Origin of the sequence: Vibrio sp. Vb1729, assembly GCF_033338655.1 — a bacterium.
GTDB lineage: Bacteria > Pseudomonadota > Gammaproteobacteria > Enterobacterales > Vibrionaceae > Vibrio > Vibrio alginolyticus.
Genome location: NZ_JAWOTB010000022.1, coordinates 315728 through 339689, shown reverse-complemented (window position 1 = coordinate 339689; position 23962 = coordinate 315728). Strand labels below are relative to the sequence as shown.

The following is a 23962-nucleotide window of genomic DNA, read 5'->3' as shown; positions in this document are numbered from 1 at the left end:
GGTACTTTAAATACTAGCCGGGCACTATATCACACAGAGTTACAATTACAGAATAGAAACGCACTTAACTTGATCGATTTCAAGTTAACTATTTAGGCACAGCGCTGATTTTCAGTGCTTTTGGTAAATGCTGTTCGAATATTTGTTGTAATCGAGTCTTGGTAACGGGTTTAGCCACGAACTCGTTCATCCCAACATCGAAGCAATGTTGCTGATCCTCTTTAATGACATTGGCACTTAGCGCAATAATTGGAACGTGTTTCCCCCACTCTCCCATTTTTCGAATTCGCTCCGTAGCAATAAACCCATCCATCACAGGCATTTGGCAGTCCATAAAAATCAAATCGAAAGGCTGCTGATCACACAGCTGCAATGCTTCTTCGCCATGGTTGGCGACACTCACTCGCACACCCAGTTTTTCTAACATGATGCGAACTACCTTCTGATTGACGATGGTATCTTCAACAACCAATACCCAAGGTTTATCATTATCTTGAGGGCTGATTTCGTTGTCTTCCGCTTTCCGGAAATCTAATACATTAAGTTGGTCGGTATAGGTCGATTGCGCATTTATTACAGCAACAGGAATCGAAAATTCAAAACAGCTTCCCAGCCCAAGCTCACTTGTTAGTTGTATTTCCCCTCCCATCAAGTTAACCAACTGTGCAGCTATCGCCAAACCAAGCCCTGTCCCACCATACTTTCTGGTGGTACTACCATCAGCTTGTTGGAAGCGTTCGAAGATTGCTTGTTGGTGCTCTTTCGCAATACCAATACCAGAATCCACAACCCGAAACCGGATATGAGCGGTCTCTCCATCAAGTCGAGATAACGCTACAAGAAGCTTCACATGGCCGCGCTCGGTAAATTTAATCGCGTTGCTCAACAAATTGTTCAGAACTTGTTTCAATCGTGTGGCATCACCTTGCACTTCCATTGGCAAGTGAGGATCAATATCGCTGAGCAGCTGTAAGTTTTTCTGCTTGGCTTTGACACTATGTAAACTGATGATATCGTCAAGTAGCTCGCGAAGATCATAGCTCGTGTATTCCAGCTCTACTTTGCCAGCTTCAACTTTAGAGAAGTCCAAAATGTCGTCGATGATCGTCATTAGTGAGTGAGAAGAACTGTCAATGATCTCTACAAACTCTTTTTGCTGGGGATCGAGGTCGGTGTCATTGAGCAACGACGACACACCAATAATGCCATTCATCGGTGTGCGGATCTCATGACTCATAGTGGCAAGAAACTCACTTTTCTTACGATTAGCGACTTCTGCCCTATCGCGTTCAGCCTCTAACTCAGTCTGGTGCTCTTTCACTTTCTCAACACTTCGGTTGTATTTCTCTGCCAAAACACTCACTTCATCAAAGCACCATCGTTTAGGGAGAGTCACTTTACTCGGCACTGTACCGCCACGAAAATCGCTCACCGCACCAGACAGCAATTGTAACGGATTGACCAACAAGCGAAACGCCACCCAAAGAACGCCAATGATGAGGACAAGAATTTTGATCGCTTCTGTCGTAAGTAGAAAAAAGAACTGCTGCCAAAGATCTTCATATATCGCGCTAAGATCCGATTGAACCGTTAATATCGCGAGATCATACGTTTTATCGCCGACCCGATACTGCATCGGCCAGCTTCTCTCGACAACATCCTCAGAAAGCGCCGAACCTAATTCAATGATAACTTCGTCTTCACTAGCAATACGTAAGTAGTCCACCGAGGGCATACGCATTGCACCTTGAGCTTGTGTCAGCAACAGCTCCCTATCCTCTACCCACAAACTCGCAGAAAAACTCGATAAATAGCTAGACTCAACCTGCTTTAATTCAACATCTAAATGGGCTAAATCTTCGTGAAAAACTCGATATAAGCTCACTGTAGAAATGATGACCGTAAAGATTAAACTCAACGTTAATACCGCCAACATAAGTTGGTTGCCGATACTAAAACGACGTTGAGATCGCTCTTTTTCATCCATATGAAACCGCTCCGATAAACTTGCGCTACTCTAAATATAGCTACGCACAAATAATAATCGAGGATACGATGAAAAGACTTCTACTTAGATTGGCTTTTAGCTTAATTGTTGTAAGTTCTCATGTGACCGCAAATCAAGTGAACTATTACGTCATTGCTGAACAAGCTCGACCATTTCAAATTGAACAACAGGGACAAATGCACTCCGGAATTGTGACCGATATCGTCAGCGCTATCTTCGCGGAGTCGGATTACCAAGTGAATTATCATACTTATCCATTTAAACGTATGATTTCCATATTGGAAGAAGGCGCTGAGCCAAACTGGTTAACTTATGGCAGCCCGAACTGGGGCAAGGTGCAATCGGAAAATTTATCTGAGGAGCCCATTTACACTGTAAAACATGTACTGGTGTCGAGTAGCGAGAAGCCTTTAGAATTCAAAAATATGGATACGATGCATGGTCGTTCTATTGTATTACTGCTGGGGTTTGATTATCCAAATTTAACACCGTTCTTTGAAAATGGCAGTGTCAATGAAATGCGTGTGAAAGACTACAACGCCGCATACCGAGTGATAAGCCGAACCCCTGGAGATACAGCTTTTGTCGAGATGGAATCCCGAGTCCTTTACAACTTAAAGCGACTCAATTTGCCGTTAGAGAATTTTCAGATACAGCCTTTCAGCTCGGTTATTCCTGACTACTCAATCTACCTAGCTTTTTCACCTCAAATGCAACCAGAAACTCAAAATTACATCAATACACGACTCGTTGAATTAAAAACCTCAGGGGAAATTGATGAAATCATTCAAAAGTATCAATGAATCAACTCATTAACAAAAACGCCATCGATGATACGTTGGCGTTTTTGTTTCTGGGAAATCTGTAGCACTTACTTAATGTGGTTAACAAACTTAGGATCAAACATGTGCCCCAATTTACTCGCCTTGGTTTGCAGGTAATGTTGATTACTTGGGTTATTCCCTTCTTGTAATGGCACTCGTTCAATGACGTTAATATCAACCGCTTTTAAGGCGGCGAGCTTGCGTGGGTTATTCGTCATTAGACGCACAGCGTCAATCCCCAAATGCTCTAGCATTCCTTTACAGAACGCGTAATCACGCATATCAGCGGCAAAACCTAAACGCTCATTTGCTTCCACGGTATCTGCGCCATCATCTTGTAAGTGATAGGCACGAATTTTATTAATCAAGCCGATTCCACGCCCTTCTTGACGTAAATAAAGCAGCACGCCACATCCCTCTTTGACGATGTTTTGTAGCGCTCTATTAAGCTGAAAACCACAGTCACAACGCGTGCTAAATAGAGCATCTCCGGTAAGACACTCCGAATGCAACCGAATAAGTGGTGCTGCACTTTTTGTTGGCTCGCCATAGACCAGAGCAAGATGCTCTTTATTTGTCGCGGCTTCAATAAAGCCGTACATCATAAATGTGCCCCACTGGGTGGGCAATTTGGCTTTATCGATAAACTTCACGAGATTGTAAGGCTCAACATGTCTCAGCTCTGCTCGAACATTCATCAGAATCTCTCCTAGATGATTTTCTCCTTTACCATCTCCCCCGTCTCCCCAAAAGGCATCTTTATGAGAATGCTCTGTTAGGCAAGCGTTACCCGTTCTCATTAATTGCTGCGCTAATGGTGGATTTTGTAGAAACTTTTCCCTAACGATGAAAGCCATAACAGCCAACTTTATATCGTCCCAATCGCTTCTGACAAAGTGTTCGTATTTGCGGCTTAAAGCAAACGCTTCGTCAGGGGTGCTTGCGTGCTGAATTTTACTTTGCAACTGAGCATCGAGAAACTTTTGGGCTTGGTAATAATGTTCGCTGGTGGGCCAAGTTTGGGAGGAGATATTGACTGGGGCATGGCAAAAATTTGAGAGAAAACCGTGGGGCTCATCGGGCTCATAAAAAAGGATTTGATCAACCATACTTGCGCTCCTTGCTTTGTGGTTGCGATAATCAACAAAAAGCATATCGCTACTGATATATCTAGTAACACAAGGTCAGATTGTCAAACTTCTTCGGGACGGGACGTGAGTGTGAAACTCGTGCTTTTGAGGCGCAAGACAGATAAATGGAGAGTTTGAATAAGAGAGTAATAGAGTGAAAAAATAAAAAGGGCAGTCCGTCGACTACCCTATGGGTTGCTAAACCAACCTGAGGCGATCAGTGTATCAAGCCAAGCTCCCTTGCTTCTTCAATGGTCAACCCACTTTCACGGATCTCACGTAACGCTTCAATGCGTCTTCTGGCTTCTGCTGATTTCACTGTTTTCTCTGGCTTCACAACGGTTTCCTCATCAGGTAATTCCCATTTGTGAGCGATGTTGGTCATCTCGTCATGGTCGATAGAATTAATGGACATATTTCCTCCGAACACACCATGTTTTCGATGCGTAATCTATAGCAAAACCGGAACAAGGTGGTAAGAAAAACTGTAGGGAAATGTGACCCCTCCCGCCCTTTCGTTAACTCCTTAATAGATTCATCATTTAAGTTTTGCCAAGGGACAAATTTACGATTAAATTTGAGTAATTCCCCCTACGAAAAGTGTGCTGATCTAGCTCTCAATTCTGCTCTTCTTTAGTTTTATCAACGACGCATTACACCACTTCCTGTTTCACCTAACTTTCGAGTCACTTCACTGATTCATGGTTTGATACTTTCTAAAAACCGTCACACCTGATAATGATAATAATTATCTTTTAGATTGGTTAGGTGTTTATATGGATGGTATTAACTTAAGTCATGCATACCACAATGACCCGGTCATCCAGATCCGAGATTTGTGCGTCGATTACATCACTGATAATGGTGATTTTAATGCGGTAAAGTCCGTCAGCTTTGATATCGGCAAAGGCGAAGTATTTGGTCTTGCCGGTGAATCTGGATGTGGTAAAAGCACAATTGCATTCTCAATAAATCGTCTTCATAAGCCGCCAGCGTTCATTTCTGGCGGTAAAATATGGTTTGATGGCAAAGATATCCTTAGTATCTCAGACTCTGAACTGACCGCTCTAAGGTGGAGTGAAATCGCCATGGTGTTCCAGAGCGCGATGAACTCACTCAACCCTGTCTTAACGATACAAGAGCAATTTGCAGATGTGTTACGACACCATCAAGGCCTCACTAACGCTCAAGCAAAAGATAGAGCAGAAAAGTTGTTGGACTTGGTCAATATTCCTCGAGAACGCTTAGCAGAATATCCTCATCAATTTTCAGGAGGAATGCGTCAGCGGTTGGTGATAGCCATTGCTTTATCTCTAAATCCAAAACTGATCATTATGGATGAGCCCACAACAGCATTAGATGTAGTGGTACAGCGAGAAATTTTACAGCAAATTTATCAGCTTAGAGATGAGTTCGGTTTTTCAGTCCTCTTTATCACTCATGACCTGGCACTCATGAGCCAACTATGTGATCGAATTGCAATCATGCGTCACGGAGAAATCGTCGAAGTCAATCGAGCATACGATATACGCAATCATCCTCAACACCCTTACACGCAAAAGCTATGGGCTTCTTTCCCAAACATCCATGACGTCCACAAACAACCAGAGTTACAAGGAGCGTAACCATGAGCCAGCCTATCATCCAAATGAAAAATGTGATTAAAGAATTCAAACTGGGCGGTGGTTTAGCGAAAGAGGAAACCTTTCGTGCGCTTCAAGGAGTGACTTTTGATCTGTACGCAGGAAAAACCTTGGCTTTGGTTGGAGAATCAGGCTGCGGTAAGAGTACTTGCGCTCGCTTAATAACCAAAGTCTATCCAGCAACGCAAGGCGAGATCCTTTTCAATGGAACTGACATAAATGAGATCACGTCACGATCGGCTCTACAAGAATATCGCAGTAAAGTACAAATGGTGTTTCAAGATCCGTTTGGCTCTCTCAATCCAACTCATACCATTCGCCATCACCTAACACGTCCTTTAAAAATTCATAAACAAGTCAAAAACGAGCGCGACATCCCAGCCCGCTTGGAAGAGCTCCTAAAGCTGGTGGAACTACCTGAAGAGACACTGAATAAGTTCCCTCACGAACTCAGTGGTGGGCAACGTCAGCGAGTAAACTTAGCAAGGGCTTTAGCGGTAGGTTCGCAAATCATTCTTGCGGATGAGCCTACGTCTATGCTGGATGTTTCTATTCGCTTGGGAGTGTTGAATTTAATGCAACGGATGAAGCAAGAACTGGGAATTGGTTTTTTATACATCACTCATGATCTGGCGACTGCGCACTACATCGCGGAAGAAACCGCAGTAATGTACAAAGGGCAAATCGTTGAATGGGGCGACACTCATTCAATACTTAAGAACCCGCAGCATCCTTATACTAAGCTGTTGATTTCTGCCGTTCCTGATCCTGACTTACCTTTTGGTAACTTAGTGAAAAATGAACCAAACTATTCGATAGATGCCGATGAAATTCGTCAACGTAGCAGCATAATTGTCGACGAATTTGATCAAATAGGACCAAATCACTATGTAAAACAATGGACTGAGGCAGCGTAATGGATTTGAGTACTTGGCAAGATCAAATCGCCATGTGGTACGAACAGCGGAAACATGATCAAGTAGAAAAATTGGAAACGATCTTATATCAGGTGCCTGATGACGTGCTTGGACCCGAATTGAGTGATCTTCAAAGTAAAGCGATTGCTTGCTGGTTGGATGGATGTTTACGCGTGTTTCAACATGCAAGGTACCAAGACCCTCAGAAAGCATATCAAACTTTGCTTTATACGAGTGCAAAGCTTGAACAAGCAGCATGCCAAGTCTCGACTGATATTCTGATCAAAGATTGGTGTTTGAGACGACTTCAGCATCTCACCGTTGTGGCGTTAGAGTTTTGTAATCAGCAGTGTGATCAAAACAAGTGGCAGGAACAAGCCCATAGCTTAATCGAATCACATGTTGCGTTGATGCGTTCATTACATTGGAATGAACCCAAGAAGCATGATCAAGGTTTACCTCATTAGTCCGGAAAAATGATCAAGGCTTAATTAGCGGAATTTTAGGCAAAAAAAAGCGAGTTTCCTGAGGAGAAACTCGCGAAGTCTATTCAGAATGAATGTAACAATATGAGCCAATCTATTAATCATCAGAAAGGACAAAAGGTTGTCTATTCGGGATAAATAGTAGTATTAGGCTTAGCTTCTAATGTCAGTGGTTTGTAAGAGTTAAGTCTGTTTTTTATCATCGAAAGACATTGTTACATTTCAAACCGATACATCACACCTATAGCTTGATACACATCAAGCGACACTTTTAAATCGCCATTTCATCCAAGGCACGAAATACCATTTCATCCATGTGACCATCGAAGATTTGACGACAAACTTTCCGACGCACCGCTAACCCCGCAATCAGGCGCTCGATGGTAAGATGCTTAACATCGTTCTGGGTGTTAAACAGCTCGACGGTTTTACTTAATGTCTCATAAGGAATCGGCTCATCCCCTACCCTTAGCCAATCGAGCTTCTCTATGTAATCTGAGCACTCTTCTTTGATTGAGGCATACGAGTGCCCTGTCATCGCAGACAAAGCCGTTATACTGCGTTCTAGAGCCTCTGGTGAGGTATATTTAGATAGAGTAATGGTGATCTCATCAGCATTGATCTCTACCAAATGTTTTCTTTGCTTCACGCGTCGCCCTAAATTTCCTCTTGGAGACGGTGCTTTGCGTTGAATGGGCTCAAATTCGCCATCTATGATGCCTGAGAGCTCCTCAAGCTGCTGTCGGGTTACCATCTCATTACGAAGCGGGTTTGGCAGCGTAGGCGCCATGTTGCGCTTGCCTGCGTTGGTCGTTCGCGCTCGCGAGTAACGTAAGACCTCTTCGACATCACATTTGATGTCGATCTGGTAGTCCATCACTTTGTCATTTTCGATCATGGTTTCGATCGTCAGGTGATAACCCCACAAATTAACGACGAATAGAGCATCATTCCCTTTTCCATCAGACAAACGCTTTAGTTCTCGGATCAGATCCATGGAGAAACGTCGCCATTCAATGTTACGTGCAAGTTTCTGGTTTAACTCACTCAGTAGCATGCAATCCGTGTGACGACGAACCATGCGACTACGGAAGAAAGAGTACAGTTGAAACACCAACGTATGTTGTTTCAAGATCTCTGGCGGAAACAAGAAGAAATAATCGCGTGTTAACAGCTCTTCATAAAATGAAGGTTCCCAAACTAAAATATATAAGTTTGGCTTGATACGAATTTCACCATCGCTTCCCTCCACAGGTGCCTCTTCAGAGGCTGTGATGGTTCGTGCAAGAAAACGAAAACGATCACTTTTGAAGCCCTCTGGCATGTTTTCACTTAGCCAACGTCCAGTAAGTTCATGGAGCTGAAAATCAGTGAATTCAATGCGATCAATGCTATCGCGAATGGAATCACGAGCTGGGCCACTGTCTTTTTTGCCTCTGAGCGACAAAATATCAGTGATGTATAGCGGCGTTTTGTTTGGTACGTGAGCCGCATCAAGCTGATACTGATCTTTGTGATGATCATGATACTGAACCGTTAACGTGAAGAGAGCGAACAGGGTCATGAGATCATCCACAGTCATGATATTTTTGGATGATCGCGTCTCAATAACGGCTTTTGTGCCAGAGATCGACACCATGGATTTCTGATAACTTTTTCGAGTTCTTGGTGGCGCAAGTGCTTGGTCAATGATCCCAGCCCAATTTGTTGGAGATACAACAAATTGATCGGCTTCATCTTTCATCGTGGGAGGTGTGTTTAACCCGTGCTCATTCAACAAACGTTTGTTTACTTGAGTCTGAGCCAATGCTTTCGAACGTTTTTGTTTTTCGTTCTGGCGAACTTTGTCGGTAACAAGACTTGTTGCTCCCAACACAGATATAAGCTGATTGGGATTCACAAATTTATGTAGCATCGTTTTACCAGCAAGTCCCTCTTCAAAACGCACTGGAGTTTGAGTAAATAAACCAATATTTACTGCCGCGCGCAAACGTTGTTGCAGAGCTGCACGTGTGAGTTGCCCATCTGTTGCTTCCACAATCTCTGTGGTTGAAACCAAACCATCCTTGCTGCTGAAGCCTCGTAATGAGATCAGATTAAGCAACTCTAAGATGCTTTTGGTCACCCCTTTGAAATGTTGGTACTGCTCTACCCAATCCGCAGAGGATTCATGTACCTCAAAAAGATGGCCATCTTTGTGGCTTCTCGGTGCTTTAATCAGAATTTTTTCATCAGCCGTCATTTTAGATCCAGATCACACTAGCCGTAGTTGTGCTATGGTTCCGAAGAATAAAGAAAAACAGATCATAAATAAAGAAAAAAGATTGTTTTTTAAATAACTGATCTTTTTGATTAATCTGATCTTAATTGATTATATGATCTAATGATCTGGCTTGAAATCTCTCGCTAAGCTTTTGTTCTATAAGACTATTATTTCCATGTGTTTCGGAACTATGATCATAAGAAGTCTGAAAGTATGATCAACAATAACCTGAAAGCATGATCATATTTATTCGTAAGCATGATCATTAAGGTTATGAAAAGATGATCAAAAGAGTCTTGAAACGATGATCATGATGTTTTTACAGGTTATCCACAGATGCAGTATTTAATAATGATCTTCACGATGATTATATTGTGCATTGGTGATGTTATTTATACTCGGATCGATGATCAAGAGCCAATATATCTATCGTTCTGGCGCCCATATTGATGAGATATCACTCATCTGATTAAAATACATTCAAGTCGCTCATATTTAGAAGTAAATCCTAGTCTCTGCTTATTTACAGGAAGCATGATCATGAGAGCGTGATTTATCATAGCAACTTGAGCAATTTCATTGTTCCGGCTTCTATAACGTCAATTTCTGCTCAATCCCCCATTCTGTCTGCACTCAACCGTAAATCAGAGAAGAAAACTCATGCTTCCGAGAGATTCTAAGGCTTGATCATATTTCCGATTAATGGATCTTATTTTATTTGCGTGTTTACACCGTACTCTGCTCTATTTTTCCATGATCATGCTTTCGAATTTGCTTATTAACACGGAAGCATGATCATAAGCATACCTTGATCATACTTCCATAGATGTTTCGCTGGAACTGCCCTATTTTGCTCGGAGACATGATCAAGGTGTTCAGGTCTTTATTGTTCCGATATTACTTACTATTTTTCGTTTAAATTAGGTTGGTCTAACATAATCCGTAATTTAGCTTAAGATTATAATCGTTCCGGTAGAAAATTGATTTACATTGTAAATAAGTGATGCTGTAACACTTTTTATTTTTGAGTTTAGGTGTCCACTTATGAGAAGATTATTTGATTAAAAATAGTTATCTTTTTGACCATAAATCATAAAAGCGTCGATTTGGGTGTTTTTTTATGTGATGGTAATTCAAAATGTTCGTGCACCTTTTTGTTGTTTTTGGTCTTTACTGCTGTACAATTGCAATTATAAATCCTTCCAACGGAATTTGGCATGAAAAGAGAAAAAACGATTGAAAACCTTCTTGAGTTAGCGGAGCTGACTCAGCAGGTTCAAGCTGACCGTATTGAAATTGTTTTAGAAGAGCGAAGCGATAACTATTTCCCACCAATGTCGAAAGCGATGATGGAAACCCGTTCTGGTCTAACTCGCCGTAAGCTCGACGACGCGATTGGTAAAATGGAAGCCGCTGGGCATCAATTTACTAAAAACAACGCGAATCATTATTCAATTACGTTAGAAGAAGCACACATGCTCATGGATGCGGCTGAAGTGCCTAAATTTCATGAGCGTAAAAAGAATTCAGGTAACAAACCTTGGATTATTAATGTGCAGAACCAAAAGGGCGGTACAGGTAAATCAATGACCGCGGTTCATTTAGCGGCATGTTTAGCGCTAAATTTGGATAAACGATACCGTATTTGTTTAATCGACTTAGACCCACAAGGCTCGCTACGTTTATTCCTCAACCCGCAAATCAGCATGGCAGAGCATGATAATATCTATTCTGCGGTAGACATTATGTTGGGTAACGTGCCTGATGGTGTGGAAATTGACAGTGAATTTTTACGTAAAAACGTATTGCTGCCAACGCAATATCCGAACTTAAAGTCGATTTCAGCATTTCCAGAAGACGCGATGTTTAATGCGGAAGCATGGCAAACGCTATCTGAAGACCCATCACTCGATATCGTCCGTCTGCTGAAAGAGCAACTGATTGATAAAATTGCTGATGACTTCGATATCATTATGATTGATACCGGTCCACACGTTGACCCATTAGTATGGAATGCGATGTATGCATCAAATGCCTTGCTAATTCCTTGTGCGGCTAAGCGTCTGGACTGGGCTTCAACAGTAAACTTCTTCCAGCATTTGCCTACGGTATATGAAATGTTCCCGGAGGACTGGAATGGTCTTGAGTTTGTTCGCTTGATGCCAACCATGTTTGAGGACGACAATAAGAAGCAAGTTTCTGTTTTAACTGAAATGAACTATCTTCTAGGTGACCAAGTTATGATGGCTACTATTCCTCGTAGCCGTGCGTTTGAAACCTGTGCCGATACCTACAGCACAGTATTTGATCTGACAGTAAGCGATTTTGAAGGCGGTAAGAAGACACTAGCTACCGCGCAAGACGCTGTTCATAAAAGCGCACTGGAATTAGAGCGTGTGCTGCACTCTAATTGGCCGTCATTGAATCAGGGGTAATAAGTAAATGGCTTTGAAAACGTCTGAATTAAACGCGAAATTATTTGGCAAAACGAATAAGCGTCGTGTTGTGACTCCGCAAGAGGCGCAAACTGCGGCAAAAGAGAAAGCTCAAACGATTGAACTAGCAGTTGCAGGTGAAAATATTGTTCAGTTTGAACTTGTGCGTATTCCTGCAAATAAAGTTGCGACAGAAACAACAGTATTTGTTGATAACGCTCGTGAGCAATCGTTCTTAAACGAACATGCTTTATCTGATGTTTTAGTCACACTCAAAGAGCGTGGCCAACAATATCCAGCTGTGGGTCGTAGAACTGGAGATGGCAAGATCGAAGTTTTAGATGGTAGCCGTCGTCGCATGTCTTGTATCCTCGCTGAACAAGATTTTTTGGTTTATGTTGCTGACAACATCAATACTGACCATGCTAAGTTTTTGTCTGATGTGGCAAATGCTCACAAACCGCTCTCTTTATACGAAAAAGGTAAAGAGATGCAGGCTAAGCTTGATAGTGGTGAAGCTGAGGATCAGAAAGCATTGGCAAAAATGTTCCAGTGCAGTGAAGCGTTGGTAAGTGGCGCTTTAAAAGCCGCAGCATTACCGTTAGAACTACTTCAAGCGTATCCGAATGTTGGCGATCTCGGTCGCCCAACAATCGTGAAACTGCACAAACAGTTTTCAACGCTAACGCCAGAGCAGCAGCAAGAGCTGTTAGATAAATGTCGCTCTAGCGAAGGGTTTTTATGGCAGCGAAGCACAGCTCAAGGCGTTGCTCGTCTGACAAAAGAAGTCACGGAAAGCATCGAAAATTGGATTACTGAACTTGCACCAGCAAAACCTGGCAAGAAGACGGAAAAAGTCGACTTAGTAAAAGGTCGAGCAAGCTATAGCCGAAAAGGTAGCAGCCTGGCGTTGAACTTGAAGAAAGTTGACGACAGCTTAATGGAAGAGATTCTTGCGTTTGTACAAACCAAACTGCAATAACAAATGATGATTGAATCAACCGCCTCCGGGCGGTTTTTTTATATCTGAGAAGCGTCAAATTAAAGATGTGATACCATTACGTCAGTTCAACGTTGGATAGACAAAATGCAGACACAATCTGATTTCCTTTCATCACTTCAACATCAAGCTCACCAATCTTTCCAAAGGATTGGTGTAGTCATTCAAGGCGAGGCTTCTTGGCAAAATGCGTTGATGTCAGAGTTCCATAAAACGCAGCGCCATCAACGTTGGTTTTCTGTTGGTGATTTTGGTTTGAAAAACGTATCCAGTGTTTCGTCTAAACAAGGGCACATGTTGCTAGGCAGAGAGTGTGACGTTCTATTGTTTGATGCTCGAAATGGCTTTGACGCAAATAGTTTTACCGCTGCGCTTGGCTCATTGGTTGGCGGCGGTTTTCTTATTGTCATTACTGAGCCGCGACAAACTGCGAATTTTGCTCAGCAATGGATGCACAAACAATGGGAGAAGCTCGTTGTTATTGAGCAAGACAAACCATTGCCAACGGCTCCAGACATCAAGCAAGCAGAAAAAGAAAGCCACTACACGGAACAAGAACATGCCATTTCTCTAATTGAAAAGGTGGTGACAGGACATCGAAAGCGACCGTTAGTTTTGACCGCTGATCGTGGGCGCGGAAAAACAAGTGCTCTCGGCATCGCGTGTGCGAGCTTATTACAGCAGAAGCCACTTAGAATCTTAATTACGGCACCATCTATAAAAGCCGTTGAGCCTGTTTACCAGCATGCTTTGCGGCTACTTCCTAATGCGCAGCGTATTAGGAAGGACAGATTAGAATCAGGGCAGGGATCCATTCAATTCATTGCTCCAGATGAACTATTATTGAGTCGACCTGAATGTGATTTGTTACTTGTCGATGAAGCGGCTGCAATTCCAGTTCCTATGCTCAAAAGCATTACCGAACATTATCATCGACTCGTTTTTTCTACGACTATTCACGGTTATGAAGGTTGTGGCCGGGGCTTTACGATTAAATTTGTTGATTGGCTTCAGAAACAGCGTTCGGGAATGAAAACATGGCACATGACACAGCCCATCCGCTGGAGCATGAATGATGCGCTCGAATCATGGCTCTATGACGCGTTTTTGTTGGATGCGGAGTTAACGCACCATCAACTTAACCAGGTCGACTCAATTTCCCTTTCTAAAGCCGATAAGAACAATTTGATATCGCAGCCTAGTTTGCTGCGTGAGTGCTTCGCTCTTTTGGTGAATGCTCATTATCAGACCTCTCCGAATGATTTGATTCACCTTTTGCAAGACGACAACAGTCAGCTCTATTTTGCTAAGCAAGATAATGCGGTTGTGGGGGTGATATTAGCGGTCGAAGAGGGGGGCCTTGACGATGAATTAGTTGAAGAAATCCAGCTTGGTAAGCGTCGTCCTAAAGGACACTTAGCCCCAATTACGATTGCAAACCACCTAGGATTCCCGAATGTCGCGAATCTATCGACGCTGCGAGTCATGAGAATTGCGGTTCATCCGGCATTGCAAGGCAAAGGCATTGGTCAAAAAATTCTGCAGCAACTTGAGCAAATGGCTGCTAAACACATTGCCTACTTATCCACGAGTTTTGGTGCGACGGAAGAGTTGCTCTATTTCTGGCGACAATCGAACTTCCGTACAATTCGCTTAGGGTCAATGCGCGATGCTGCTAGCGGTTGTTATTCAGTCTTGATGGTCAAACCTTGTGATTCCCAACAGACGGTTTGGGTCGACCAATCTCAGGCGCTATTTGAAGAAATGTTGTCTAACAATGTGGCTGACGTCTATCCAAAATTAGAAGCCCCTATTTTTCGAGCTCTATTGCCGCAACCTTTGGGAATGAGTCCACTTCATCCCGCTAAATTATTACTAATTGAATGTTATGCTGATGGTGGTAACAGTTATGAGTCTGTGTCTGTGTGGCTTCAGCAGTGGTTACTTAACTTAGGTTTGAACTCCGCTTCCGACTTGATGATCAGTAAGCTTTTTCTTAACCGTAGTTGGACTGAATGTGCTCAGCAATTTGGTTTACCTGGAAGAAGGCAAGTTGAGCAGCAGTTAAGGGACGAAGTAAAGCACATTTGGAGCGATTTACACTGTAAACAATAAAGAGGAATTTACACTGTAAATGAAATTATTGGGAGCTGATTTTACACTGTAAATCCAGCTCCTTTTTTGTTTCAGCGTGTATTTTGATTGAGCTTTAGGCTAAATCGAGTTTTCTCTTAATATCCTGTTTAACCGTTATTGATGGATTACTTTCTTTAGTGACGTGAGCCCTATAATAAGAAATGCGAGGTTTGTTCAGAAAACGGATTTGGTTAGACTGAGAGTGTTGATGGGAAGCAAAGTGGTAAGGGTATGTGGAAGCTGTGTCTTGAGTTATCTGAAGATAAGACCAAGGTGATAGCCCGTCTTCCGGGTGAAGTGGATCTCGGTGGTGAGCTAAATCAAAATGAATTAAACGAGCAGCTCGTCGTAATGAACGCCGAAAAGATGTTTGTTGTAGAGGGGGAAGTCGTTAGGTTCATTAACTGCGCCAAAGAACGTAAAGCTGAAGCTTACGAAGGCATCGTCATTGCAGAAAAACGCAACGCACAAGTTGAGGTCGAATTGTCGAATAATGACATGCTCGCCAGCATGAACGTTGTCGGCGCGTACGGAGGCCGAGGTTTACGTGGCCCCGAGATTGTTCAAGCCCTTGCTCAAGCGCGAGTTTCGAAAGGCATCAACAAACTGGCTTTGAAGAAAGTGTTGGTTGTCAGCACTCAGCTCAAACCCGGCGAAACTTTTTCTCAACCTGTAGCGGTTGGTAAGCAACCTATCAAAGGCAAAGACGCTCTTTTTACTCCTCTTGTCAAAGACATCACCAAACGCATCCTCAAACCCAAAGACGGCCAATCTGCTAGCGACAAAATTGATTTACGTAACCTCGGTGAAACTATCGCGGTTGACGTAGGCGATGAGGTGATGCGCCGCACGCCTGCGACCAAAGGCACGCCTGGCTTTACTGTTCAAGGGCGAGTGATTCCTCCGCAAGCCGGAAAAGACAGCCCAATGAAGCCGGGCAAAGGCACTGAGATAAGCAAGCACGACCCAAACCTATTGATTGCATCGGTATCCGGTACGCCTCTAATTAAAGACAAAACCATTGAAGTTGATAACGCACTCTGTCTCAATAGCGTTGGCGTGAATACAGGTCACGTGAAATTCAAAGGGAATGTGATTATCGGTGGCAACATTGAATCCGGCATGATTGTTAAAGCGACGGGTTCTATTACTGTAGGCGGCTTCATTGAATCGGCTGACGTACAAGCGCAAGACGACATTCAAGTTGGTAAAGGGATCATTGGCCACACCGTGAGTGATGGCCAGCCAAAGAGTTGTCACGTCAAAGCCAAAGGTTCGATTCGTGCCAGCTACGCCCAATATTGTGATTTGCAAGCCGGCGAAGATATTGAGTTGGCGGTGCACAGCATGAATAACGATATTGTTTGTGGGCGCAATCTGACGGTGCTAGATGCGAACGGTAGGAACGGCACGCTTAGCGGCGGAGATGTAAAAGTCGGTGGCAAAGTGGTGTGCTTACAATTGGGCGTAGAAGGCGACACCGCCACTAAGGTAGAAGCGTTCGCACGCTATTCTGCATTTAAGGAGCGATTAGCAGAGCTCAAAGATCAATACAAATACGCTCAAGAAGGAACGATGGATGTGATTCGTAAAGAGCTCGAATTTAAGAAACGTCCTAAAGCCGAACGTACCGACGAAGAACAAGCTCAGATTGACGTGATGAAAACACAAAACAACGAGCAGCTTGAAGCGATAAAGCAAAAGCTAGAACAAACGGAACACGACTTTGAAGTCGCGTTAGAAGAAAATATTGTCGAAGCCAAAGAGCGTGTCTTCACTCGCGTGACGGTGCAGTTTGGCGACGAGCAAGTAACGACAAAGCGCACTCATGGCGGTTGTTCGTTCCGTTTCAATCAATACGAAATTAAAGTCTCGGCGAACTTGGAAGAAGAGGATGTCGCTGCGGTTTAAGCTTTCTTACTCACTGAGCCCACACGCCGCAACAAGATGTGTGGGCTTTTTTTATCTACAAATCGACAATGTGCTCTTGATAGTAGTCCGCAAGCGCACCGACTTGGCTGCTACACATTACTTTCATTGCTTGTTTAATGTGTTCTATTGGCCAGTTCCACCATTGGATATTGAGTAGAGTTTCAATCTCTTTATCGCTAAATCGTTGACGTACGACTTGGTTGTTTCCAACCACCACAGAATAAGGTTGCACGTCTTTCGTCACTACGGCGCGTGCTCCGATGACGGCTCCATCGCCGATGTTTACTCCGGGCATGATCATCGCCTCACTGCCAATCCAAACATCATTCCCCACCACTGTATCTCCGGCACGCTCGAAACCGTCTTGTACGCCTTCTCCAAATTCTTCAGGAGAGAAGGGGAAGGTCGAAATCCAGTCAATGCGATGACCTTGGTTTCCTGCCATCATGAAGGTGGCTCCAGAAGCGATGGAACAAAACTTGCCAATGATTAATTTGTCGATGCTATCGGGTTCTCTACTTTGCCATTCTTGAAGTGTGACGGGGTCACCCAACAAGTAGCGTACCGCTTGCTCTTCGAAGCTTTTTTGATGATAGAAGCCCGAGTAATAGCTGTAATCGCCAACGATGATATTGGGATTAGTGATGTGATCTTTAATGACTTGACCTTTTAACCACGTGTCGAAAACACTCATAACTCATCCTTTCAAATTTAGGTTGTACAGAGTTTAGAGGCTTTCTATTATTTCCAGTAGTTTGATTTTAGAGATTCAGAATTACTGTATGGAAATAAAATGGCTCAGCTACGTACCACTTTACCTCGCTTTGTGTGAGGAACGAAGTATTGCTGGTGCAGCAAAGCGACTGAATTGTTCGAATGCGCATGTAAGTCGGCAACTTAAACAGCTTGAAGACATATTGTCGGTGCAGCTTATTCAGCGAACTACGCGCCAGTTTAATTTGACCTACGATGGTTTGCGGTTTTATCAGCAGGTAAAGCAACTGCTCGAAGGCGCTGAGCAGATCAATGAGCAAGTGATGGCAAACGAGATCGTATCGGGAAAATTGAGAATAGCGGCGTCCGCTTCTTTTGGAGCCGCGTTACTCAGCCAAACATTGATCGATTTTCGATTGCAACATCCACAAGTGAGCGTCGAAGTGATATTCACAGAGACACCTCTCGACTTGATTGAAGCTGGGTTTGATATCGCATTCTACTTTACCGATACTCCTCCTGAGGGTTACGTCGGCCATCAGTTACGCGCTTTACACTGTAAACCGATCGCTCATCGCTCGTATTTAGCTGATAAACCAAATGTAAGTACGCCAGAGGAGCTTGGTGACTTAGAGCACATCCTTTATAAAAGTCGCGACTTGGTGTTAGACAAGTGGACGTTTACGCATAAGCAAACTCAACAGCAGTGCAGCATTGAGTTAGAAAGTACGCTGAGTTTTAATCTTGTCCAGTCCATGTTGGATGCTACTTTGGCTGGCTGTGGTGTAGCCATGTTAGATGAATTTGCACTGGCTAAACTCGACCCTGCACAAAAAGAACAACTCGTGAGTTTGCTGCCAGAATGGCAAACGGATGCGATTTTGCCGCTTTATCTGCTTTACCCAAAACGTGAGCACTTACCAAGAAGAACGCGAGCGTTCATTGATCACTTTAGGAACATATATTCTGTCGGCGAATAGCGACAACAAACTTAGCAACAATTGAGGAAGCAAAGGAATGCGAAAACACTGTATTGCGATTGGCGGTGGGGGCTGGATGATGGGAGAGAATCCGAGCCCGCTCGATCAATACATTTTGTCTTTGTCTGGTAAGGAGAATCCAAACATTTGTTTTCTACCGACAGCCACGGGAGATGCCGATGAAGTGATTGAACGTTTTTACGATGCGAAGCTTAGTGAAAACGTGACCCATTTTCCGCTGTTTAAGTTTGAAGCTGGTTGGAAAGAAACGCTATTTGAACAAGACATCATTTACGTAGGTGGCGGTAATACGCGTTCGATGTTGGCCATTTGGCGCGAATGGGGAATCGATAGAATACTCAAGCAGTGTTATGAACAAGGCATCATCATTTGTGGCATGAGCGCAGGTGCAATTTGTTGGTTTGAGTTTGCGGTGACAGACAGTGATCCCGAAGCATACCAAGTTATGCGTTGTCTTGGATTTATTGACGGTTTGGCTGCGGCGCATTTTTCTCATGTAGGTGAGAAGTTCGAGGTTTTCCAAGCCTTTGCTTGTTCTCAACCTAGCATCACTTGTTATGGCATTCACGATTATGCGGCATTGCACTTTGTTGATGGAAAATTGTTAGCTACTGTCACCAGCTTCCCTGATGCAGGCGTATTGGTTAAAACAGGTAACGAAGAAAACATATGACGAGGGTGAGCTTCTTCAAATCAGCATTAAAGGCAATAACTACTGACCGGACACAGAAGAAGCTCATGGATTCAGCTAACTTACATTAAGTATCGTGCTTACAGCTCGTAACGTAGACCTAAGTGGTAGTAGCTTTCGTCTGCGTGCGCACCGCCAAATGAGACTTCTTGTCCATTGCTGTAGCCACGCGAGCCGTTACGATCAACGTAGTTTGTGTAGATAGAAGAACGAGGCGTCAGTTTGTATTGCACTTCTAGCGTTGTATCTTTCAGCTCTAGCTCGTCACCATCACTGTTTTCTAAAGAACGATAACCAGCACGCAGTACCCATTTGTCATTTACACTGTAAACCGCCGTTAGTTCCATCACTTTGTCGGTACTGGTTTGTGAGTAATAGCCCTCTAGTTCATCTTCCGAGTACAACGCACCCAACATCAAATCACCTAGGTAGTAACGCGTACCTGCGCCCCAGAATGTGTAATCGGTGTCGTTGCTTTCACGTGCATCACCTTTATTCTTCTGCATCGCCACCACTGGTGCCAAGGTACCCAAATTTCCCATGTCTAGCGTATAACGCAGTGCAGTGTTGTAACCGTAGTCGAGCTCAGAAGTGTTGTTTCCTAAAATGTACGCGACAGAAAAATCGAAATTACCTAGGTTGTTTTGGTATTGCAGCGTGCCATCTTGACGGAAAACTTGCGTCGCGGTTTTGTCGACTTTATTCGCTTGGCGCGCCATAGAAACATCGGAAGAGGCGAACACATCACCAATGTCGGTAAACATAATCAATCCAGATGCCACGCGACCACCAGTAATACGACCATAATCTTTCGCATCAATCCCCGCCCATACATAACGTGCGGTCAGAGACGGTTTGTCGTTTACTTGGTTTGCGTATTCAGCTGCACCCACTTGGTATTGCGCTTGGCCGATGATCGACGCGTACTCGTTGATGGTTTGTGAACCGTTTAAACCAATACGGCCATCAAACTCGCCATTTGCATCGCCGTGCTCGTCATTTTTACTGGTGACATTGAAACCAAGACGAGAGTAAATATTTAAAACTGACCCATCTTCCGCTTGATACAGCTGCGCTGCCATTGCGTTTGATGCCATCAATGTAGGGAGAAGTAGAGTCAAAATGTGCTTTTTCATGATTAACGACCTTTCATTTCTATTGTTTTAGGTACGACAAAGCCCCTTCCGAGTAACGGAATAAGAAAAACTGTCGTGGAGTAGAGAGAGGGTGCGCCCTTGTTTGCCAAGGGCGCGAGCTAGTCCATTCCTATAGGGGAAGAATGATTTAGCTTAAATCGACGTCTTTGCAGCCAAAGAAGTAAGTCGCGAGGAAGCCGACGATGTAAGAGATAAGCAGGCCAGCAACAAACACCATCATGCCCGGGAAGATGCCATTTTCAGATGTCATGAGAGGAATCGCCACGATACCGGACGGGCCAAACACCGTATTAAGACCAACTGGTAAGCCAAGGTAAGAAACTAAACCGATAAAGAAGCCGCCCGCAGCACCACCAATACAAGCGGTAACAAATGGTTTTACGCGTGGTAATGTCACGCCGTAAATCAATGGTTCGCCAATGCCTAGAAGGCCCGGAATAATAGCGCCTTTAACTTGAGTGCGCAGTAGAGCGTCTTTTTTTGCTTTGAAATATAGCGCCATTGACGCGCCAACCTGACCGCCACCAGCCATCGCCAGGATAGGAAACAGCGAGTTAAAACCCTGTGCTTCCATCAATGCGAAGTACACAGGAACAAAACCCTGGTGGATGCCAAATACCACAGAAATTAAGAACAAACCTGCCAAGATTGCAGCGCCTAATGGGTTATCGTTCAAGTTGAGGAACAACCAAGACATCCCTTTAAACAGCTCGCCGCCGATTGGCATGATGATCAAGAAGGTTACCGCACCCATGATCAACAGAGTGATAACGGACGTTAAGATCATGTCCAGATCATCTGGCATGTATTGACGAACCTTACGCTCGACTTGCGCACCGATGATCGCCGCCAAAAGTACGCCGATAATGTTGCCGCGCGGATCAATCGCAAAGCCGAAAAACTCGTTCATGCCAGAGTAAATACCGGATGTAGCCTCTGGGTTGTAACCCAGCACAAACAAAGAGGCGAGAATGGCACCATTAACACCAGAGCCGCCAAACGCTTGCTGCGCGTTGTAACCAATCAGAATACTTAGGAAAGCAAACAGACCCTTACCAAAGACTTTCATGTAGGCGATCAAATCCAACATAAACTGGCTTGGTGTCTGGTCGAGAACAAACATTTGTTCCAATAACGTCGCAAAACCTAGCAACAAACCAGCGGCAATAAAACCAGGGATCAACGGCGTAAAGATAGTGGCAAACTTGCTTAAAAAACGCTGAACCGCACTGGTTTGTTTGCTCTTCATCTGCTTTTTCTGCTCGGCTGCGACGGCAGAAAGATCTTGTTGCGGCATATCTGCTTCTTCACTGTCACCAGAGGTTAAGCTGTCGATCAATTGATTCATCATCTCAGCCGCTTGTTGAGCTTTTCCGGGACCGAGAATGATCTGAAACTGCTCATCGCTTTCCACCACACCCATTACGCCGGGAATTTGCTTGATAACTGATTGATCAGCCAAGCCATTGTTGGCGAGCGATAAACGCAAACGCGTCATACAGTTACCACATTTGCTTACGTTGCTACTGCCACCCACTGCGGACAGCAACTGCGATACTGTGTTTGAAGTTATTTTTGCCATAGGGTCTATCCTTCAGAACTCGGATTATTTAGTTATTATTTAGTGCTGCGCGAATAAAGCCGTTGTGCGCGGCGAGGCGTGATTTGGCTTGTTCGGCATCCAAATCGGCCAAAATCATTAAGATGGCAGTTTTGCAGTGGCGATCGCAGGCATTTAATGCTCGCTCTGCTTCTTCTTTTGATGCGCCAGTTGCTTCTACAACAATGTTAGTTTGGCGTTGGATGAGCTTGGCGTTGGTGGCCTCTACATCCACCATTAAGTTACCAAATACCTTACCGCTACGAATCATTGCACCTGTCGTGAGCATGTTTAGCACCAGTTTTTGTGCGGTGCCGGATTTCATGCGAGAAGATCCAGTGACAACCTCTGCGCCAACTATCGGCAGAATCGCGATGTCGGCCGCTTCTGCCATGGCACATTCTGGATTACAGGCGATAGATGCGGTCGTGGCTCCGATGGATTTAGCGTAGTCCAAACCACCTAGTACATAAGGTGTACGGCCACTCGCTGCAATGCCTACAACCACGTCATGCTTGGTGAGGTGAAGTGCTTTTAAGTCGTCTTGACCCATTTTCGCGTTGTCTTCTGCGTTTTCTACCGCTTTTAAAATCGCTTGATGTCCACCAGCAATTAAGCCAATCACCATATCTGGATGCGTGCCGTAGGTAGGAGGACACTCGCTTGCATCAAGAATGCCTAAGCGACCTGACGTACCAGCTCCCATGTAAATTAAACGGCCACCATTTGCAAAAGCTTGAGTAATTGCGTCAACTGTCTCTGCAATTTGTGGTAGCACCGCTTTTACCGCGAGCGGGACTTTTTGATCCTCTTCATTAATGACTTGCAGCATCTCGATTGTCGAAAGCGTATCGATCTCGGCACTGGCTGGGTTACGGCTTTCTGTCACCAATCTGCTTAAATCAATTTTCATGTTTTGCACTCTTTGTAATGTTCAATCTGAGGGCGATTTTATGGAATAAAATATTCAGGTTTGGTGATAAAAATCACACTTGAGGTTATTCTTTATGCAGGAGAAATTTGGAATAATGAGAGAAAATATACGTCTATTACATCCGGGATTAACTGTCTTGGTTAGAATAATCAGGGGGTTAAATCAAACGCCTATTATTTCTGTTTTGGAATAATTTATTTAAAATTTTTGAGGTTTTTGTTGTGTCAGTTATCAATAGGATAGTAGCGAGGCGTACTCAGCTTTCGCAAAGCGGTCGTTTGGTTGGCGATTGGATTGTTGAAAACGCAGAAAAGGCGGCGCTGCTCACCAGCCAAGAACTTGCGGCGCAAGTAAAAGTGAGTCAATCGAGCATTGTGAAATTTACTCAGCGTATCGGCTTTAAAGGTTACAGCGAGTTTAAGTTAGCTCTGAATGAAGAGATTGGCCGTAAGCATGCGATGCAGTCGACACCGCTGCACAGTGATATTTTGGCTGACGACCCCATTGCGGTTATTTCACAGAAACTGGTGAAAGCGAAAACCGACGCTATGTTTCAAACCACCAATACGCTGTCTTACGAAGCGTGTCACCAAGCGGTAAAATGGTTGAGTGAAGCGCGTCGAGTGCAAGTGGTCGGGATTGGGGGCTCTGCACTGACCGCGAAGGATTTAAGCTTTAAACTGCTTAAACTTGGTATTACGGCGCTTTCTGAACAAGACAGCCACGTGCAGATTGCTGTTGCCCGCACGCTCTCTCCAGAAGATGTTCAGATCGCAATCTCGTTTTCGGGTGAGCGCAAAGAAATTCTCGTCGCGGCAGAAGCGGCAAAAGAGCAGGGCGCGAAGGTGATTGCGTTATCTGCGCCTGGAAGAAGTCGCTTGCGCGGTATTGCCGATATTACGTTTGATACGATTGCCAATGAAACGGAACATCGCAGCTCATCCATTGCTTCGCGTACCGCGCAAAACGTGATCACCGATTTGCTGTTTATCATCTTGGTTCAGCAAAGAGACGACAGTGCCCGTCAGTTGATCAGCGATATCAGTACCGACATCAAACAGATCCTCACATGATCGCTTAACCAACAGCGGA

General features: G+C 44.1%; 19 protein-coding genes. 11 read left to right on the top strand and 8 right to left on the bottom strand.

The genetic code is table 11. The annotated features are described in order from the left end of the window. Positions 1-88 precede the first annotated feature (88 nt). Positions 89-1987, bottom strand: coding sequence for a hybrid sensor histidine kinase/response regulator (locus tag R7E29_RS12740; RefSeq protein ID WP_054576516.1), 1899 nt, complete (start codon positions 1985-1987; stop codon positions 89-91). 68 nt (positions 1988-2055) lie between these two features. On the opposite strand from R7E29_RS12740, the gene R7E29_RS12735 reads away from it, so the two are divergent. After that, on the top strand, positions 2056-2811 hold the full coding sequence (locus R7E29_RS12735; RefSeq protein WP_005383196.1) for a substrate-binding periplasmic protein: 756 nt from the start codon (positions 2056-2058) through the stop codon (positions 2809-2811). A 68-nt stretch (positions 2812-2879) separates the two neighbouring features. On the opposite strand, the gene ribA is transcribed toward R7E29_RS12735, so the two are convergent. Both ribA and R7E29_RS12725 read right to left on the bottom strand, forming a co-directional pair. Next, positions 2880-3941, bottom strand: a complete 1062-nt coding sequence (gene ribA, locus R7E29_RS12730) for a GTP cyclohydrolase II (RefSeq protein WP_005374492.1) — start codon at positions 3939-3941, stop codon at positions 2880-2882. A gap of 238 nt (positions 3942-4179) precedes the next feature. Continuing rightward, entirely contained in the window at positions 4180-4377 is a 198-nt protein-coding gene (locus tag R7E29_RS12725; protein WP_005374493.1) for a PA3496 family putative envelope integrity protein, read from the bottom strand. Positions 4378-4738: 361 nt separating this feature from the next. Between R7E29_RS12725 and R7E29_RS12720 the strand changes: the two genes are divergently transcribed. Genes R7E29_RS12720 through R7E29_RS12710 form a run of 3 tightly spaced genes read left to right on the top strand, consistent with a single transcriptional unit; the run spans position 4739 to position 6989 of the window. Continuing rightward, positions 4739-5587, top strand: coding sequence for an ABC transporter ATP-binding protein (locus R7E29_RS12720; RefSeq protein ID WP_005374497.1), 849 nt, complete (start codon positions 4739-4741; stop codon positions 5585-5587). Positions 5588-5589: 2 nt separating this feature from the next. After that, entirely contained in the window at positions 5590-6522 is a 933-nt protein-coding gene (locus R7E29_RS12715; protein WP_054576518.1) for an ATP-binding cassette domain-containing protein, read from the top strand. Continuing rightward, positions 6522-6989, top strand: coding sequence for a transcriptional regulator (locus tag R7E29_RS12710; RefSeq protein ID WP_213906622.1), 468 nt, complete (start codon positions 6522-6524; stop codon positions 6987-6989). Before R7E29_RS12715 ends, R7E29_RS12710 begins: the two co-directional genes overlap by 1 nt. Positions 6990-7278: 289 nt before the next feature. Here the strand turns inward: R7E29_RS12710 and R7E29_RS12705 are convergent, their stop codons facing one another. Beyond that, the gene (locus R7E29_RS12705) at positions 7279-9249 is read right to left on the bottom strand and encodes a replication initiator protein RctB domain-containing protein (protein WP_213906623.1); all 1971 of its coding nucleotides are present in this window, start codon (positions 9247-9249) and stop codon (positions 7279-7281) included. Between the two features lie 1238 nt (positions 9250-10487). On the opposite strand from R7E29_RS12705, the gene R7E29_RS12700 reads away from it, so the two are divergent. The 4 genes from R7E29_RS12700 (at position 10488) to R7E29_RS12685 (ending at position 16752) form a co-directional block, all read left to right on the top strand. Next, positions 10488-11705, top strand: a complete 1218-nt coding sequence (locus R7E29_RS12700; protein WP_005374503.1) for an AAA family ATPase — start codon at positions 10488-10490, stop codon at positions 11703-11705. 7 nt (positions 11706-11712) lie between these two features. Then, the gene (locus R7E29_RS12695; protein ID WP_054576520.1) at positions 11713-12687 is read left to right on the top strand and encodes a ParB/RepB/Spo0J family partition protein; all 975 of its coding nucleotides are present in this window, start codon (positions 11713-11715) and stop codon (positions 12685-12687) included. A gap of 105 nt (positions 12688-12792) precedes the next feature. Continuing rightward, complete coding sequence (locus R7E29_RS12690) at positions 12793-14820, top strand: tRNA(Met) cytidine acetyltransferase TmcA (protein ID WP_054576521.1); 2028 nt, start codon at positions 12793-12795, stop codon at positions 14818-14820. Positions 14821-15072: 252 nt separating this feature from the next. Beyond that, positions 15073-16752 (top strand): DUF342 domain-containing protein, encoded by a 1680-nt coding sequence (locus tag R7E29_RS12685; RefSeq protein WP_054576522.1) that lies wholly within the window; start codon positions 15073-15075, stop codon positions 16750-16752. A gap of 55 nt (positions 16753-16807) precedes the next feature. Here the strand turns inward: R7E29_RS12685 and catC are convergent, their stop codons facing one another. Further along, on the bottom strand, positions 16808-17467 hold the full coding sequence (gene catC, locus R7E29_RS12680; RefSeq protein WP_021821184.1) for a type C chloramphenicol O-acetyltransferase: 660 nt from the start codon (positions 17465-17467) through the stop codon (positions 16808-16810). An 88-nt stretch (positions 17468-17555) separates the two neighbouring features. On the opposite strand from catC, the gene R7E29_RS12675 reads away from it, so the two are divergent. Next, positions 17556-18467, top strand: a complete 912-nt coding sequence (locus R7E29_RS12675) for a LysR family transcriptional regulator (protein ID WP_054576523.1) — start codon at positions 17556-17558, stop codon at positions 18465-18467. 37 nt (positions 18468-18504) lie between these two features. Then, on the top strand, positions 18505-19161 hold the full coding sequence (locus R7E29_RS12670) for a peptidase E (protein WP_054576524.1): 657 nt from the start codon (positions 18505-18507) through the stop codon (positions 19159-19161). Positions 19162-19259: 98 nt separating this feature from the next. On the opposite strand, the gene R7E29_RS12665 is transcribed toward R7E29_RS12670, so the two are convergent. The 3 genes from R7E29_RS12665 to murQ all read right to left on the bottom strand — a co-directional run bounded on the left by R7E29_RS12665 (position 19260) and on the right by murQ (position 22849). After that, positions 19260-20315 carry a porin gene (locus R7E29_RS12665; protein WP_054576525.1) on the bottom strand — a complete coding sequence of 352 codons (1056 nt, stop codon included), beginning with the start codon at positions 20313-20315 and terminating at the stop codon, positions 19260-19262. Between the two features lie 148 nt (positions 20316-20463). Then, entirely contained in the window at positions 20464-21918 is a 1455-nt protein-coding gene (gene murP, locus R7E29_RS12660) for a PTS N-acetylmuramic acid transporter subunit IIBC (RefSeq protein ID WP_025500819.1), read from the bottom strand. Between the two features lie 28 nt (positions 21919-21946). After that, positions 21947-22849: an N-acetylmuramic acid 6-phosphate etherase gene (murQ, locus tag R7E29_RS12655; RefSeq protein ID WP_054576526.1), complete on the bottom strand. Its 903-nt coding sequence runs from the start codon at positions 22847-22849 to the stop codon at positions 21947-21949. Positions 22850-23091: 242 nt separating this feature from the next. On the opposite strand from murQ, the gene R7E29_RS12650 reads away from it, so the two are divergent. After that, on the top strand, positions 23092-23943 hold the full coding sequence (locus R7E29_RS12650; protein ID WP_005383578.1) for an SIS domain-containing protein: 852 nt from the start codon (positions 23092-23094) through the stop codon (positions 23941-23943). Positions 23944-23962: the final 19 nt, after the last annotated feature.

Excerpts from the sequence above, each read along its gene's own strand:
- R7E29_RS12665 (WP_054576525.1), bottom strand. The coding sequence starts at position 20,315 with ATGAAAAAGCACATTTTGACTCTACTTCTCCCTACATTGATGGCATCA.
- catC (WP_021821184.1), bottom strand. The coding sequence starts at position 17,467 with ATGAGTGTTTTCGACACGTGGTTAAAAGGTCAAGTCATTAAAGATCAC.
- ribA (WP_005374492.1), bottom strand. The coding sequence starts at position 3,941 with ATGGTTGATCAAATCCTTTTTTATGAGCCCGATGAGCCCCACGGTTTT.
- R7E29_RS12720 (WP_005374497.1), top strand. The coding sequence starts at position 4,739 with ATGGATGGTATTAACTTAAGTCATGCATACCACAATGACCCGGTCATC.
- R7E29_RS12685 (WP_054576522.1), top strand. The coding sequence starts at position 15,073 with ATGTGGAAGCTGTGTCTTGAGTTATCTGAAGATAAGACCAAGGTGATA.
- R7E29_RS12715 (WP_054576518.1), top strand. The coding sequence starts at position 5,590 with ATGAGCCAGCCTATCATCCAAATGAAAAATGTGATTAAAGAATTCAAA.
- R7E29_RS12695 (WP_054576520.1), top strand. The coding sequence starts at position 11,713 with ATGGCTTTGAAAACGTCTGAATTAAACGCGAAATTATTTGGCAAAACG.
- R7E29_RS12725 (WP_005374493.1), bottom strand. The coding sequence starts at position 4,377 with ATGTCCATTAATTCTATCGACCATGACGAGATGACCAACATCGCTCAC.
- R7E29_RS12700 (WP_005374503.1), top strand. The coding sequence starts at position 10,488 with ATGAAAAGAGAAAAAACGATTGAAAACCTTCTTGAGTTAGCGGAGCTG.
- murP (WP_025500819.1), bottom strand. The coding sequence starts at position 21,918 with ATGGCAAAAATAACTTCAAACACAGTATCGCAGTTGCTGTCCGCAGTG.
- R7E29_RS12690 (WP_054576521.1), top strand. The coding sequence starts at position 12,793 with ATGCAGACACAATCTGATTTCCTTTCATCACTTCAACATCAAGCTCAC.
- murQ (WP_054576526.1), bottom strand. The coding sequence starts at position 22,849 with ATGAAAATTGATTTAAGCAGATTGGTGACAGAAAGCCGTAACCCAGCC.
- R7E29_RS12705 (WP_213906623.1), bottom strand. The coding sequence starts at position 9,249 with ATGACGGCTGATGAAAAAATTCTGATTAAAGCACCGAGAAGCCACAAA.
- R7E29_RS12740 (WP_054576516.1), bottom strand. The coding sequence starts at position 1,987 with ATGGATGAAAAAGAGCGATCTCAACGTCGTTTTAGTATCGGCAACCAA.
- R7E29_RS12735 (WP_005383196.1), top strand. The coding sequence starts at position 2,056 with ATGAAAAGACTTCTACTTAGATTGGCTTTTAGCTTAATTGTTGTAAGT.
- R7E29_RS12675 (WP_054576523.1), top strand. The coding sequence starts at position 17,556 with ATGGAAATAAAATGGCTCAGCTACGTACCACTTTACCTCGCTTTGTGT.
- R7E29_RS12710 (WP_213906622.1), top strand. The coding sequence starts at position 6,522 with ATGGATTTGAGTACTTGGCAAGATCAAATCGCCATGTGGTACGAACAG.
- R7E29_RS12670 (WP_054576524.1), top strand. The coding sequence starts at position 18,505 with ATGCGAAAACACTGTATTGCGATTGGCGGTGGGGGCTGGATGATGGGA.